General features: G+C 68.5%; 9 protein-coding genes. 4 read left to right on the top strand and 5 right to left on the bottom strand.

The window, feature by feature from the left end; translation table 11 throughout:
- The first annotated feature begins 46 nt into the window (after nucleotides 1-46).
- From V5F61_RS00270 to dxs, 4 genes are all read left to right on the top strand, one after another.
- A complete protein-coding gene (locus V5F61_RS00270; protein WP_394103995.1) occupies nucleotides 47-934 on the top strand; it encodes a glycosyltransferase family 2 protein in 888 nt (295 codons plus the stop codon).
- Complete coding sequence (locus tag V5F61_RS00275) at nucleotides 931-1,941, top strand: hypothetical protein (RefSeq protein ID WP_393986873.1); 1,011 nt, start codon at nucleotides 931-933, stop codon at nucleotides 1,939-1,941. Before V5F61_RS00270 ends, V5F61_RS00275 begins: the two co-directional genes overlap by 4 nt.
- A 283-nt stretch (nucleotides 1,942-2,224) precedes the next feature.
- Entirely contained in the window at nucleotides 2,225-3,739 is a 1,515-nt protein-coding gene (locus tag V5F61_RS00280) for a hypothetical protein (protein WP_393986874.1), read from the top strand.
- Nucleotides 3,740-3,907: 168 nt separating this feature from the next.
- A complete protein-coding gene (gene dxs, locus V5F61_RS00285; RefSeq protein ID WP_393986875.1) occupies nucleotides 3,908-5,839 on the top strand; it encodes a 1-deoxy-D-xylulose-5-phosphate synthase in 1,932 nt (643 codons plus the stop codon).
- Between the two features lie 134 nt (nucleotides 5,840-5,973).
- Here dxs and V5F61_RS00290 read toward each other — a convergent pair whose 3' ends face one another.
- From V5F61_RS00290 to V5F61_RS00310, 5 genes are all read right to left on the bottom strand, one after another.
- Nucleotides 5,974-6,864: an MBL fold metallo-hydrolase gene (locus tag V5F61_RS00290; protein WP_393987120.1), complete on the bottom strand. Its 891-nt coding sequence runs from the start codon at nucleotides 6,862-6,864 to the stop codon at nucleotides 5,974-5,976.
- A 53-nt stretch (nucleotides 6,865-6,917) separates the two neighbouring features.
- Entirely contained in the window at nucleotides 6,918-9,074 is a 2,157-nt protein-coding gene (scpA, locus tag V5F61_RS00295; RefSeq protein WP_393986876.1) for a methylmalonyl-CoA mutase, read from the bottom strand.
- A gap of 111 nt (nucleotides 9,075-9,185) precedes the next feature.
- Entirely contained in the window at nucleotides 9,186-9,560 is a 375-nt protein-coding gene (locus V5F61_RS00300) for a hypothetical protein (protein ID WP_393986877.1), read from the bottom strand.
- Between the two features lie 20 nt (nucleotides 9,561-9,580).
- A complete protein-coding gene (locus tag V5F61_RS00305) occupies nucleotides 9,581-11,413 on the bottom strand; it encodes a methylmalonyl-CoA mutase family protein (protein WP_393986878.1) in 1,833 nt (610 codons plus the stop codon).
- Nucleotides 11,414-11,570: 157 nt separating this feature from the next.
- Nucleotides 11,571-12,803 carry a class I SAM-dependent methyltransferase gene (locus V5F61_RS00310; protein WP_393986879.1) on the bottom strand — a complete coding sequence of 411 codons (1,233 nt, stop codon included), beginning with the start codon at nucleotides 12,801-12,803 and terminating at the stop codon, nucleotides 11,571-11,573.
- Nucleotides 12,804-12,879: the final 76 nt, after the last annotated feature.

A 12,879-nucleotide genomic window follows, 5' to 3' on the forward strand; every position in this document is an offset into this window, starting at 1 on the left:
GCGTTCCGCGGTGGGGCAAATGCGCCGGCGGGAGCCGAGCCATCCTGTGTCCACCACATCCGCCCTTGCCGCGCCGCGGCTCACCGTGGTGTTCGTGACCTACAACAGCGGCGCCGTGATCGCCCGCGCTGTGGGAAGCGTGCCGGACGACTGCGCGGTCGTGATCGTGGACAACGCCAGCCCCGAGGGTACGCCCTGGCGCGAGAGCCTGCCGCGGCCTGTGGACTTCCTTCCCATGGGGCGCAATGCCGGCTTCGGCACCGCCTGCAACGCGGGTGCCCGGCGCGCGGCGACGCCCTATGTGATGTTCCTCAACCCCGATGCTGTGCTCGCGCCCGGCGCCGTGGACACGCTGCTCGACGCCGCCGGCGCCTATGGGGACAAATCCATCTTCATGCCCGCCATCGTCGGTGACGAGGGAAAGCTGATGCGCAAGGAGGGCACCATTTTCGAGAAGGTGCCGCGCAAGGATCGCCTGAAGGCGGCGGAGATCGCCGGAGATTATTGCACCCGCTTCATCCATGGTGCCGCCTTCATGGTGTCGCGGCAGGCGTTCCTCGATCTCGGCGGCTTCGACGAGGCGATCTTCCTGTATCATGAGGATGACGACCTCTCCCTGCGGGCGCTGGCGGGCGGCATGCCCATCGTGGTGGTGACGGGGGCGAAGGCGGTGCACGCCGGCGGGCGCTCCTCCAGCCCCAGCTTCGCGCAGACCTTCGCCATCAATCGCGCCAAGCAGCAGTCAGAGCGCTACGTGAGAGAGAAATATGCGCGCCCGCGTCCGCTCGCCGTCACGGCGTTGAAGCTCGCCGGGGGGTGTCTCCTGGCGGGGCTGCTGCTCGATTTCCACCGGGTGGCGGTGCGCGCCGGCAAGCTGCGCGGGCTATTCGATCCGCTGTCTAGCCCACGGCGGCAGCAAGGTGAACGCACATGACGCAGGAGAAGGCCGCCAGGCCGGCGCCCGTAAACCCCGCGGTCGATCGGCCGCGAGTGGCGCGCCACCTCGTGACCGCTGCGGGGAAGCTGCTGCTGGGGGGCGATCCGGCGCACAATCTGCGCAAGGCGCTGTCGCTGCTTCACGCCGGCTCTGAAACGGCGGTGGCAGGGCTGGGGCAGGACACGCCGGTGGAGGCGCAGCGCCTTGCGGTGGTGCGCCCCCTGCCGGAGGGCGGGGGGCCGGTGTGCCTGCTCGTGAGCTATACGGCGGATGGGCGCTTCTGGCCCCATGTGCTCTCCTATGCGGGCAGCCTGCGCGCGGCGGGCTGCCGGGTGGTGCTGATCGCGACCACCGACCGGGCCGACCTGCGCTGCCTTGATCCGGGAGCGGAGACAGCCGACGCGCTGGTGGTGCGCGAGAACCACGGCTACGATTTCGCCGCCTGGGCGAGCGTGCTGCGCCTGTGGCCACAGCTGTGGGATTGCGCGGCGCTGTGGTTCGCCAACGACAGCGTCTATCACGCGCCCGCGCGCTTTCCGGCTTTTGCCGCGCGCATCGCCGCCGCGCGCGCGGCGGTGGTGGCGGCCACGGCGTCCGATCTCTTCGCTCCCCATTTCCAGAGCTATTTCTTCGTGCTCAAGCGCGAGGCCTTAGCGCTCGCGGGCACGCGCGCATTCTTTTCCGGCGTGCGTGCGCTCGCGGACAAGAATGACGTGATCCGGGCCTATGAGGTGCCGTTGGAGGAGGCGCTTACGGCGGCGGGGGCGGAAGTCGAGGTGCTGTCGGGCGTCGGCGCAGCGGGAAATGCCACCCTCACCGGCTGGCGGGCCTTGGTGGAGGCGGGGCTTCCGTTCATCAAGGTCCAGCTTCTGCGGGAAAATCCCTACAAGGTGGACCTCGCCGGCTGGCGCCGCATCACCGCGGCGCTGGGCTTCGATGTTGCGGAAATGGAACTGCACCTGGGGTCGTACAGCCTTCCGGCCGCGGCGCTGCTGGTCGATTAAGAATCGCCCTTTACATTTTGATACACCAGATTTGTTCATAAGAATGGTGGCTGGCTGCCGGGCGCGTTTGCATTTGATCTTCCATCGGCTATTTTGTCCGGAGTACGACGGTAGGGTCCCGGTGCCGTCGAAGGTGGGCGGCGTCGCTCGGGATTCGTGGTGGTTCGGCGTGTGTCGCGGGCGGTAGGGGCTGGATGTTCGATCTCCCCGTCGCCAATGCGCGTGTGTCCGGTCCGCATGCCCGGTGCGCGCGCTGCGCCGGGTAGCTCGCAGGGATCAAGTTGTGCAGAACTTCTTCCAGTGGTTCGAGCGTTTCGACGAGCGTGCAGCCAAGCCGTGGCTCATCGTTGGCAAGGGCCGGACCTACGACTGCATCGAGGCCTATGGCCCGGATAATTATCATCTTTTTACGTTGAATCACGTGGTGCGTGACCGCCCGGTGACGCTGACCCATGCGGTGGATATAGAGGTCGTCATCTCATGCGCCGACGTGATCGACGCCAACGCGCGCTTCCTTGTCGTGCCCTGGGTTCCACACACCGACTTCCGGCCGCGTGAGAAGACGCTCGCTGATTACGTTAAGGAAGTGCCGATTCTGTCCAAGCTGGACAAGGAAGGCCGCCTTCTCACCTATGACGCCGAAACCGCGCCGGCCGCGCAGCGCCGTGGCGATGGGCGTGTGGTTCCACTGTCCTATTTCAGTGCCGAGGCCGCCCTCGGCCTGCTCGCCCTTTCGGGCGTGAAGGACATCTATACAATCGGTGTCGATGGTGGCACCGCTTATTCGAAGAATTTCAAGGATCTGGAGGAGAGCACCAAGCTCACCAACGCGCAGCAGAGCTTCGACATCCAGTTCGAGAAGTTCGCTCAGATCCTCTACCGCACCAAGGCGCGCCTGCATCCTCTCGGTATCCAGTCTCCGGTGAAGGTGTTCGTGGGCGCGGAGCCGGAACAGGAGCTCGCCGTCGCGGTGCTGGCCGATTCCATCCAGCGCCATGCTTCCATGGCGGTGGACGTGGTGTCGCTGGCGGATGCCGATATCCCGATTCCGCAGGCGCGGGACCCGAAGAACCGGGGCAAGACCCCCTTCTCCTTCCAGCGCTTCCTCATTCCTCAGCTGTGCGGTTATGAGGGGCTTGGCGTTTATGTCGATTCCGACATGCAGGTGTTCAAGGACATCCGCAGCTTCTGGACGACGGACGACGATGATTTCGACCTGCGCACCGTGAAGCTGCGCCCGGGTTCCAGCCGCCTGCCGCAGAACTCGGTCCTTCTGCTCAACTGCGGCCGGCTGAAGTGGGACATCGGCGACATCGTCGGCCGGCTCGACCGCGAGGAGATGACCTACAAGGCGCTGATGGAGCAGATGGTGGTGAGCAACCGCCCGCCCGAGCGTGTCATTCCCCATGTCTGGAACGATCTTGAGCATTACGAGCCCGGCGTCACCAGCCTCATCCACTACACGGACATGACCCACCAGCCGTGGGTGTCGCACCAGAACCCGCTCGGCTACCTCTGGTTCGAGGCGCTGTTCCGGGCGGTGGACGACGGCGTCATCTCGCCGGAGCTGGTGGAGCGCTCGGTGCGGCTCGGCCATGTCCGGCCCACGGTCGCCATCCAGCTCGAGCGCCGCATCGCGGACGGGCGCCGGCTCAAGGCGTCTGATCTTGCCGCCGACTCGGACTTCATAGCCCCCTGGCAGCATCTCACCGGCTACATGAAGCCTGGGGCCCATCTGCCGACCGGCATCCTCTGGCGGCTCCAGCGTCGCTTCGCGAAGCTCATGCCGGGCGCCTGAGCGTGGCGGCTAGCGCGGGGCGGAGTTTCCCCCGCCTTGAAGCCGCCCCAACGGGGCGCGAGAAGATGCGCACGCCACAGGTCTAATGGTTAAAGCGGTGCGTTGCGCCGTATCATTTCCCTGTGTAAGCCTCGCTTGTCGCCGGCAGGTCCGGCGCGGAGTGGTTCCGTGACGCCTTTGAAGACCCCGTTGCTCGATACCATCAAGGATGCCGCCGACGTGCGGCGCCTGCCCCAGGAAAAGCTGGCCCAGCTCGCCGCCGAACTGCGCGCGGAAACCATCGATGCGGTGTCCGTGACCGGCGGGCATCTGGGCGCCGGCCTCGGGGTGGTCGAGCTGACCGTGGCGCTGCACCACGTCTTCAACACCCCCCACGACCGGCTCATCTGGGACGTGGGGCACCAGTGCTATCCCCACAAGATCCTGACCGGGCGGCGCGACCGGATCCGCACCCTGCGCCAGGGGGGAGGGCTCTCGGGCTTCACCAGGCGTTCGGAGAGCATCTACGACCCCTTCGGCGCGGCCCATTCCTCCACCTCCATTTCCGCCGGCCTCGGCATGGCGGTGGCGCGGGACCTTTCGGGGGTGGACCGCAACGTGGTCTGCGTCATCGGCGACGGCGCCATGTCCGCCGGCATGGCCTACGAGGCCATGAACAACGCCGGGGCCATGGATTCGCGCCTCATCGTCATTCTTAACGACAACGACATGTCGATCGCCCCGCCCACGGGTGCCATGTCGGCCTATCTGGCGCGGCTTATCTCGGGGCAGACCTATCTGTCGCTGCGCGAGATCGGCAAGCAGCTCGCGGGCCGGCTCCCGAAGTTCGTGGAGCGCGGTGCGCAGCGGGCGGAGGAGTTCGCCCGCGGCTTCTGGACCGGCGGCACCCTGTTCGAGGAGCTGGGCTTCTATTACGTGGGCCCCATCGACGGGCACAATCTCGATCACCTGCTCCCCGTGCTCCGGAATGTCCGGGACGCCAAGAGCGGGCCGATCCTGGTGCATGTCGTCACCCAGAAGGGCAAGGGCTACGCCCCCGCCGAGGCGAGCGCCGACAAGTACCACGGCGTGGTCAAGTTCGACGTGCTCACCGGCACCCAGCAGAAGGCGAAGTCCAACGCCCCCTCCTACACCCGCGTGTTCGCCGAGAGCCTGATCGCCGAGGCGGGTCGCGACGAGAAGGTGGTGGCCGTCACCGCCGCCATGCCTTCGGGCACGGGGCTCGACCTGTTCGGGCAGGTCCACCCGGCCCGCACCTTCGATGTCGGCATCGCCGAGCAGCATGCGGTGACGTTTGCCGCCGGGCTCGCTGCGGAGGGCTTCAAGCCTTTCTGCGCCATCTATTCCACCTTCCTTCAGCGGGGCTACGACCAGGTGGTGCATGATGTGGCGCTGCAGGGGCTGCCGGTGCGCTTCATCCTCGATCGCGCCGGCCTCGTGGGGGCGGACGGCGCAACCCATGCCGGCGCGTTCGACATCGCTTTCCTCGCCTGCCTGCCCGGCATGGTGCTGATGGCACCTGCCGATGAGGCCGAGCTGACCCACATGATGGCCACCGCCGTGGCTTATAATGACGGTCCGCTCGCCATCCGCTTCCCGCGCGGCGAAGGCGTCGGCGTGGAGCGGCCGGACCACGGGCAGGTGCTGCCCATCGGCAAGGGGCGGCTGGTTTCGGGCACGGGGGAGGGCGATGTCGCCCTTGTCTCCCTGGGCACCCGCCTCGCCGATTGCCTGAAGGCGGCCGAGCGCCTGGAGGACAAGGGTTTCAAGGTCAGCGTCGCCGATGCACGCTTCGCCAAGCCGCTGGATCGTGATCTGCTCCTGAAGCTGGCCGCCGGGCACCGCGCCCTCATCACCGTGGAGGAGGGAGCCGTTGGCGGCTTCGGCAGCCATGTGCTCCAGCTCCTCACCGATGAAGGGATGCTGGACCGCGGCGGCCTGAAGGTGAGGTCCATGGCGCTGCCCGACCTCTACATCGACCAGGAAAGTCAGCCCCGCCAGCTTGCCCAGGCGGGGCTCGATGCCGACGCCATTCTGGCAAAGGCGGAGGAGTTGCTTGCAGCTGGGCAGGCGGGGCGAGGGCTCTCGAAGGCGGGCTGACGCCGCGCTGCGCGCGTGGCGCCGTATCCCCCGCGATGGATTGCCACACCGGTCCGCCCATCGGCGTTGGCGTTGCCGTAATCAGGCCGTTTCGCAAGCCGAGCCCGTTCTCGGGCAACAGGGCGCGTACGGCCTCAGTCCTGCGCCAGAACGGCGGCCACGTTGCGCTGGTGCACAGCCTCGTAGGGCTCGAAATAGGTGATGGCGCCGGTGGCGAAGGCATCCGCTGCAAAGGCGCGAAGGTCCTGCCGCGCGAGGTCGGGTTCCGCCTTCAGCCGCAGCAGCTTTTCCACATAAAGGCGCGTTGCCGCGATCAGCTCCGGCCCGTAGCCGCCAGCCGCAATCACCTCTTCCGCGCCATGGTTGGGCAGGATGCGGCAGGCGCCGAGGGCAGCGAGAAGGTCGAGGTTTCGCAGGTGGATGGAAAGCCGGCCGGGCTCGTCCACATAGGTGATGGGGTCTTCCAGCGTGTCGCCGGCGAGCAGGATGCCGCCGGGTAGCAGGGCCACCACCCCGTCGCGGCTGTGGATGTCCATAGGGTGGAGCTGCACCGCGAGGCGCCCCACCGTGAGGTCGAGCCGCCCGGCGAAGGCGTGGTTCGGCAGCACGAGGGGCCGGATGGGCGGGTCGCCGCCTTCGAGGCGCGCGCGGTTCTGTTCGAGCAGCGCCGCCGTCTCGGCGCTGGCGATGATCTCGCAATCCGCGAACACCGCATTCCCCGCCACGTGGTCGTCGTGCCAGTGGCTCAGCACCAGCCGCATGCGTCGCACGCCGCGCGCCTCCAGCGCAGCACGGAGGAGGCGGGCGTGGGCGAGGGAGATGTGGGGGTCGTAGACCAGCGCCTCATCGCCATCGAGCAAAGCGTAGGAGGCGATGCCGAGAGCGAAGGCGCCGTCATCCAGCCAGTTCTCGGCGGCGCTGTGGAGCCGCGTGCCGGGGATGCGCCCGTCATAGAAAGCGAGCAGCCGCCCGTGGGGCAGCTGCGTGCCCGGCTCCAGCACCCGCAGGGTGGAGCCGGGGGCTATGAAAGCCACGTGCCCGGCGGCGGATGGGACCTGTTCGCCGGGGGAAGTGCCTGTCACTCCGCCGCTTCCTGGGTGTGGCCGAGGCGCTGGGAGAGGGTGTGCAGCAACTCGGTGGCGGCATCGGCGATGACGGTGCCGGGCGGGAAGATGGCCTCGGCGCCGTCGGCCTTCAGCGCGTCGTAATCCTGCGGGGGGATCACGCCGCCCACCACCACCATGATGTCGCCGCGGCCTTCCGCCTCCAGCGCCTTCTTGAGCGCCGGGACCAGGGTGAGATGGCCGGCGGCGAGGGAGGAGATGCCCACCACGTGCACGTCGTTCTCCACCGCCTGGCGGGCGGCTTCCTCGGGCGTGGCGAACAGGGGGCCGATGTCCACGTCGAAGCCGAGATCGGCGAAGGCGGAGGCGATCACCTTCTGGCCGCGGTCGTGGCCGTCCTGGCCCACCTTGGCGACGAGGATGCGGGGCCGGCGGCCTTCCGCGGCCTCGAACGCTTCCACCTGCTTCTGCACCTTGCCGACCTTGTCCGTCATGGCGGAAGCCTCCCGCTTGTAGACGCCGGAAATGGCGCGGATCTCGGCGCGATGGCGGCCAAACACCTTCTCCAGTGCATCGGAGATCTCACCGACCGTTGCCTTCACGCGGGCGGCGTTGATGGAGAGCTCGAGCAGGTTGCCGTTGCCGGCAGCGCCGTTGGTGAGGGCGGTGAGGGCGGCCTCCACCTCGGCCGGGTTGCGCTCGGCGCGCAGGCGCTTCAGCTTGTCGATCTGGGCGGCGCGCACGGCGGAATTGTCCACCTTCAGCACGTCGATGATCTTGTCCTTCTCCGGCTTGAACTTGTTCACGCCCACCACGGTCTGGGCGCCACCGTCGATGCGGGCCTGTGTGGTGGCGGCCGCCTCCTCGATGCGCAGCTTGGGGATGCCGGCCTCAATGGCCTTGGCCATGCCGCCCAGCGCCTCCACCTCCTGGATATGGGCCCAGGCCTTGGCGGCGAGATCGGCCGTGAGCTTCTCCACGTAGAAGGAGCCGCCCCACAGGTCGATCTGCCGGGTGGTGCCGCTCTCCTGCTGGAGCATGATCTGGGTGTTACGGGCGATGCGGGCCGAGAAATCGGTGGGCAGGGCCAGCGCCTCGTCGAGGGCATTGGTGTGCAGCGACTGGGTCTGGCCCTGGGTCGCGGCCATGGCCTCGATGGCGGTGCGCATCACATTGTTGAACACGTCCTGCGCGGTGAGCGACCAGCCGGAGGTCTGCGAATGGGTGCGCAGCGGCAGCGACTTCGGGTTCTTGGCGCCGAGGTCGGTCATTAGGCGCGTCCACAGGAGGCGGGCGGCGCGCAGCTTGGCCACCTCCATGAAGAAGTTCATACCGATGGCCCAGAAGAAGGACAGGCGCGGGGCGAACTTGTCGATGCCGAGCCCGGCGGCGACACCGGCGCGGCCGTATTCGACACCGTCCGCCAGCGTATACGCCAGCTCCAGGTCCTGGGTCGCGCCGGCCTCCTGCATGTGGTAGCCGGAAATGGAAATGGAGTTGAAGCGCGGCATCTCCTTCGAGGTATAGGCGAAGATGTCCGAGATGATGCGCATGGAAGGCGTAGGCGGATAGATATAAGTGTTCCGCACCATGAATTCTTTGAGAATGTCGTTTTGGATGGTGCCGGAAAGCTGGTCGTGGCGCACGCCCTGCTCTTCCGCCGCCACCACATAGAGCGCGAGAACGGGCAGTACAGCGCCGTTCATGGTCATCGACACGCTCATCTGGTCCAGCGGAATGCCGGAGAACAGGGTGCGCATGTCGTAGATGCTGTCGATGGCGACGCCCGCCATGCCCACGTCGCCAGCGACGCGCGGATGGTCGCTGTCGTAGCCGCGGTGGGTGGCGAGGTCGAACGCCACCGAGAGGCCCTTCTGACCGGCCGCGAGGTTGCGCCGGTAGAAGGCGTTGGAATCCTCTGCCGTGGAGAAGCCGGCATACTGGCGGATGGTCCAGGGCTGGGTGGCGTACATGCCGGCATAGGGCCCGCGCAGGAACGGGGCGATGCCGGGATAGGTGTCGATATAGCCGAGGTCCGCGATATCCGTGGGACCGTAGAGGGGCTTCACGTCGATGCCCTCGGGCGTGGCCCAACTCGGGGCGGCGCTCGCAGGCTGCGCCACGTCGGGGGCGCGCCAGTCGAGGGCGGCGAAGTTCGGGATCTGGCTCATGGTTCTATCCCCTTGAATGCGTCGGCTTGTCCGTGGCCCGCGGCGGCAGCGCCCGGACCGGCCCTCTGATCTCGCTGGGCGCGCCCGGGCGCGCCGTGTTTCTTCCCGCGGTCACGCGCGTTTGGCGAACCACGCGCCGGAGCACTTGGGCTGCGGCGAGGTCCAGTCCCCGGACGCGGTGTCACCCTCCACCAGCCCCTTCGCGATCACGCGCTGGTGGCCGTGTGCGAGCGTCATGCGGATCACTCCGAGCTTGTTGATGCCGCCGGTGGCCTTCACCGGCCAGAAGCCCGCGTAGGTGACCTTGCCATCCCTCACCTTGAGCTTGAAGTCGAAATTGGTGTCGCAGGTTCCGGCTTCGGCGGCGGTGGTGATGCTCCAGGTGCCGTCGTGGCGCGAGGCCGCGGCAGCCGGAACTGCCGGCAGGGCGCCCGCGGCGAGCGCCGCGAGGACCAGAGCGAGCGGTGCCCGTGCAAGGGCCGGCATGGCGGATCTTCTCGCTTTCATTATTTCAGCCCCGCGGCGGCCTGGGCGGCGGCGAGGGTTTCCAGCGCATTGCAGCCGGCGAAAATGAAGCCGGAGACACCCGCCGCCTTCAGCTCCGCCTCGATGGCCGCCGGCTTGCCGGCGAGCCACACCGCGCCGGCGCCGGCAGCCTTGAGCGCCTTGGCGGCGGTGGCCGCATCGGTGCCATAGACCTCGTCGGAGGACACGAGGCAGGCGAAGGGCGTCCCGGCTGCCTTGAAGGCCGCAACCAGAGCGTCAAGGTCGGCGAAGCCGTCGGGCACGGCGGCAGCGATGCCGCCCGCCTCGAAGAAGTTCTTGGCGAAGGTGGCGCGGGCGGTGAAGGCCGCGACCGGGCCGAGGGTGGCGAGGAACGCCTTGGGCGCGGCGCCGGCCGCATCCGCCTTGTCGCGCAGCGCCTCGAAGGCTTCGGAAATGCGGTGGGGCTGCAACGCGCCGTCCGCGGCCGGGGCGGGCTCGGCTGCGAGGGGGGCGAGCACCTCGGGCGCCTCCTGCACCAGGATGGGGAATTCCGAGGTGCCGGTGATGGGCGCCTTGCGGGTGGCCACATCCTTGTCGCGTCGGGCCTTCACCTCCGCGATCTCGCCCTGGAGCCAGCGGTCGGAGAGCACATCCGCGAGGCCGCCGCGGCGCTCGATGGTGCGGAACAGGTCCCAGGCCTTTTCGGCGAGGCCGTCCGTGTGCGCCTCCACCGCGCCGGCCCCGGCGGAGGGATCGGCCACGCGGTGCACGTTGGATTCCTCGATCAGCATCACCTGGGTGTTGCGGGCGAGGCGGCGGGCGAAGGCATCCGGCAGGCCCAGCGCCTGGGTGAATGGCAGCACGGTGACGCTGTCCGCCCCGCCGACGCCGGCCGCGAATGCGGCCACGGTGGCGCGCAGCAGGTTCACATAGGGGTCACGGCGGGTCAGCGAGCGCCAGGCGGTTGTGGCGTGCACCTTCAGTGCCGTGGCGGGCAGGCCGCACTCGCGCAGCACCGCCCCCCAAAGCAGGCGGATGGCGCGGAACTTGGCAATGGTCGCGGTCTGGTTCACGTCCGCCACCAGCGCGGCCTCGATGCGGGTCGCGGCTTCTTCCAGCGGCACGCCGGCCTCGGCATAGGCCTTCAGGTAGGCCACCGCCCCGGCGAGCACCGCGGCCAGCTCCTGGGCATCCGAGGCGCCGGCGGCATGGAAGACGTTGCCGGTGGCGCGGGCGAGCGGGCCCTTGAAGCCCTTGGCCGCCAGGATGGCCGAGGTCTCGGTGAAGCGCTTGGCCAGCAGGCCCCAGGTGATGGGCATGGAGCCTTCCGCTGCGAAATCGCCCAGCGGGTCGAGGCCGAAGGAGACCGCGACGGCCTTGGGATCGTGCCCGCGCTTCTCCACCAGCGTCGCGAAGGCGAGCGCTTCCTCACGCCCTACGAAGCGGCCGCTTTCGATGCGGGTCTCGATGAGGTCCAGCATCACGCCCTTCAGCACGGCGTCGAGGTCGGCGCCCTCCGGCAGGCCGAAACCGCGGGCCTCCGGGGAGGAGGCGAACACCAGCGCGAGGCCGGAGGCGCCGCCGTCAAGATCCTCCAGCGCCTGGGCGTTGGCGGCAGCGGTGTCCGGCTGGTCCACGCGCATGGAGATGGCCCAGGGCGCCGCGGCGGCACGGCCGGCGAGGAGGGGGGCGGCGGGCTTGCGCGGCGGCAGGGCGTCGAGGGCGAGGCCCTCGTAGGTGGCCGTCACCATCCTCTTGTCATAGGGCGCGCCCTTGAGCACGCCGTCCACCAGCTTCAGCCAGTCCTCGCGGGTCACGGTCGGCAGGTCGGTGGCGAAGGGCAGGGTGGTCATGGCTGGGCCTCCGAAGGGCAGGAATGCGGTTTGGCGCGGCGCGCGGCGCGGGCCGCGGCGGCCTCGGGCCGGGCGGCGGGGCACTGTGCGCACCGTGCGTGAGGGCAGGCGCCCGGCCGGCGACGCCGGCGGGCGGGAAGGGCGGCGCACGAAGCGGTCATGCCCGCTCTTCCTGCGCCGCGAGCGCGCGCTCGGCATCGGTCATGTAGTCGCGCAGCACGGGCACGTCGTCGCGTTTTTCCGAGAGCAGGAGCTGGAACACCATGTTGGAGCCGTGCAGGAAGCCCAACTCCACCGCGGCGAGGTAGAATTCCCACATGCGGCCGAAGCGCTCGCCCATCATGGCGTCCGCTTCCGCGCGCCGCGCCATGAAGTTCCGGCGCCACGCGCGGATGGTCCAGTAATAGTGCAGGCGCAGCACCTCGCAATCGTTCACCCACAGGTGCGTGCGCTCGGTGGAGGCGAACACTTCTGAAAGCGCGGGCACGTAGCCGCCGGGGAAGATGTACTTGCGGATGAAGGGCGCTGTGGTGCCGGGCGGAGACATGCGGCCGATGGCGTGCACGAGCGCGAACCCGCCCTTGTCCAGAAGGTTGCGGATGGTTGTGAAGTATTCGTCGAAATGCGCCACGCCCACATGCTCCATCATGCCGATGGAGACCACGCGATCGAACTTGCCCTTCAGCTCGCGATAATCCACCTCGCGGAAATCGATGCTGTCCGCCACGCCCGCCACCTCCGCGAGGCGCCGGCTCTCGGCAAGCTGCTCCGGTGAGACGTTGATGGCGGTCACTTTCGCCCCGCACTCCCTGGCCATGTAGATGGCGAGCGCGCCCCAGCCCGAGCCGATCTCGGCCACGCGCATGCCGGGGGTGATCTTCAGCTTTGCCGCGATGTGGCGGAACTTGTTGCGCTGCGCCTCCGCCAGCGGCTCATCCGGCTCGCGGAAGTAGGCGCAGGAATAGGTCATGGTCTCGTCCAGCCACAGCCGGTAGAAGGCGGCCGGGTGGTCGTAGTGGGAGGAGACGTTCTCCTTGGCCTTGCCGACCGGGTTCGCCTGCTGGAAGCGCCGCACCGATCGCCACGCCTGCCTGAGCGCCTGCTGCACCGGGTGGGCGCCGAGGCCCTTGCGGTTGACGGAGAACAGGTAGAGCAGCTCGAAGGCGCCGGCCCCCTCCTCGAAGGTGAGGCGGCCGTCCATGTAGGCCTCGGCCGCCACCAGCTCCGGATTGAAGAAGAGTTCCTTCTCCAGCTTCCTGTCGTGCATGCGCACGGTGACGGAGGGCCCGCCCTCGCCCGAGCCGAAGACATGGCGTACGCCGTCGGCGGTGAGGACCGTCAGACGGCCCTTTTCCACGAAGCGCTTCAGCAGATGGGAAAGCAGGCGCATTCAGAGGCTCCGGCAGTCTTCCCCTCCCGCGGGCGGGAGGAGAACGGGGAGGGGAGGGACCCCTGAAGAGTTTCAC

The sequence above is a fragment of the Xanthobacter sediminis genome (genome assembly GCF_043195015.1).
GTDB lineage: Bacteria > Pseudomonadota > Alphaproteobacteria > Rhizobiales > Xanthobacteraceae > Xanthobacter.

Bases quoted from the DNA above. Each gene is read 5' to 3' on its own strand.
- V5F61_RS00275 (WP_393986873.1), top strand. From the start codon at position 931: ATGACGCAGGAGAAGGCCGCCAGGCCGGCGCCCGTAAACCCCGCGGTC.
- scpA (WP_393986876.1), bottom strand. From the start codon at position 9,074: ATGAGCCAGATCCCGAACTTCGCCGCCCTCGACTGGCGCGCCCCCGAC.
- V5F61_RS00300 (WP_393986877.1), bottom strand. From the start codon at position 9,560: ATGCCGGCCCTTGCACGGGCACCGCTCGCTCTGGTCCTCGCGGCGCTC.
- V5F61_RS00305 (WP_393986878.1), bottom strand. From the start codon at position 11,413: ATGACCACCCTGCCCTTCGCCACCGACCTGCCGACCGTGACCCGCGAG.
- V5F61_RS00310 (WP_393986879.1), bottom strand. From the start codon at position 12,803: ATGCGCCTGCTTTCCCATCTGCTGAAGCGCTTCGTGGAAAAGGGCCGT.